Annotated in this window: 2 protein-coding genes; both read left to right on the forward strand. The window is 73.4% G+C overall.

Translation table 11 applies throughout. From position 1 onward, the window contains the following. On the forward strand, positions 1 to 980 hold a 980-nt coding region (locus tag ABYX71_RS11870; protein ID WP_372696700.1), incomplete at its 5' end, for a glucan biosynthesis protein. A 34-nt stretch (positions 981 to 1,014) separates the two neighbouring features. After that, the coding region (locus tag ABYX71_RS11875; protein WP_372696701.1) for a glucan biosynthesis protein at positions 1,015 to 1,615 on the forward strand (601 nt) is incomplete at its 3' end.

Consider the following 1,615-nt stretch of genomic DNA (forward strand, 5'->3'; position numbering starts at 1 on the left):
ACGGCGCCGCGGCCTGGCTGGTGGCCAGCCTGGACCACAACGGCGTGGCGCATCCGGTGCCGTTCACCGACCACTGGCTGGTGCGACCGGCGGCCGGCGCGCATCAGCTGCGGGTGTATGCACTGGCCGAGTCGGCGACGCTGGTCGCCGCCGCGCAGATGGATCTGATGCCGGGCAGCGACGCACGGGCGCGGGTACGGCTGGCGCTTTACCCGCGAGAGGGAATCGGCCCGCTGCTGCTGGCGCCGCTGGTCGGCAGCTTCGTGCAGGACGAGCACCGGCCCGGCCGGGTGTCGCCCCTGCAGGACGAGCAGCACACGGTCGATGGTCTGTCTGTGCGAAACCCGGCCGGCTGGATCTGGCGGCCGCTGCACAACCCGCCGGCGCCACGGGCGGACAGCTTCCTCGGCGTCATGCCGCGCGGCTGGGGATTGCGCCAGCGTGACCGCACGCCGGCCAGCTACGCGCCGGGCAGCCCACACCCGCGCCAGCCCGACGTGTGGGTGGAACCCGATGGCGACTGGGGCGACGGACAGCTGCGCCTGCTCGAACAACCGGCGCCGGATCTTGCCGCCTACAACGTGCAGGTCGGCTTCGTGCCCGCCCAGGCGCCGGCGCCGGGCTCGGTGCTGGAACTCGCCTACACCGTGCGCTGGCTGGCGCGCGAGGCGTCCATGCCCGTAGGGCGGGTGGTGGCCACCCGCAGCGGCGCCGCCGGGCAGGACGCGCGGCGCCGCTACGCGGTCGACTTCGGCGGTCTGCAACTGCCGGCCGGCACCGTGCCGGAGGCGGTGGTGGACATCGGCCGTGGCGGTCAGCTGCACAGCCAGCGCCTGGTGGCCAACCCACACACCGGTGGCTGGCGCCTGTTGTTCGAATTCGACCGGGAGAGCGAGGGCCCGTTGCAGCTGCGCGCCTACCTCCAGCATGACTATCAAGCCGTCACCGAGACCTGGGACTATGTCGATCTGGCGCCGTGAAAGCGCGTCCGGGTGCCATCAAGGCCGCACAGCCGTGCGCCTGTGGGCGCTGAGCTGCCTGCTGCTGGCCGGCGCCGCGCAGGCCGCCGACGTGGGCTGGCCGCAGGCGGTCGAGGCGGCCCGGCAGCGGGCTGAGCAGCCGTACCAGCCGACGCCGGTGACGTTGCCGGACTGGCTGCAGCAACTCGACCCGCAGGCCTGGCAGGAGATTCGCTTCGATCCCAGCGCCGCGCTGTGGGCGGGGCAGGGACTGCCGTTCTCGGTGCGCTTTCACCACCGCGGCAGCATCTACCGCCCGGCGGTGGAGATGCGCGAAATCGCCGAGGGCCAGACACGGCCGCTGCGGTTTGCACCGGCCCAGTTCTTCTACGGCCCGGGCGTCGACCGCCAGCGGGTGCCGGGCGACCTGGGCTATGCCGGTTTCACCGTCTACGCCCGCCGCGGCGACAGCTGGGTACCGGCGCTGGAGTGCCTGGGCGGCAGCTTCCTGCGGGCCGGTATGCCGCTGCGGCCCGGCGGTGCCCGGGCGCGGGCGCTGGCAATTGACGCCGGCCTGCCCAGCGGTGAGGAGTTTCCCGCCTTCACCGACTTCTGGCTGGTGCGGCCGGCGCCGGATGCGCGGACCTTCACCGCCT

Source organism: Immundisolibacter sp. (assembly GCF_041625615.1).
GTDB lineage: Bacteria > Pseudomonadota > Gammaproteobacteria > Immundisolibacterales > Immundisolibacteraceae > Immundisolibacter.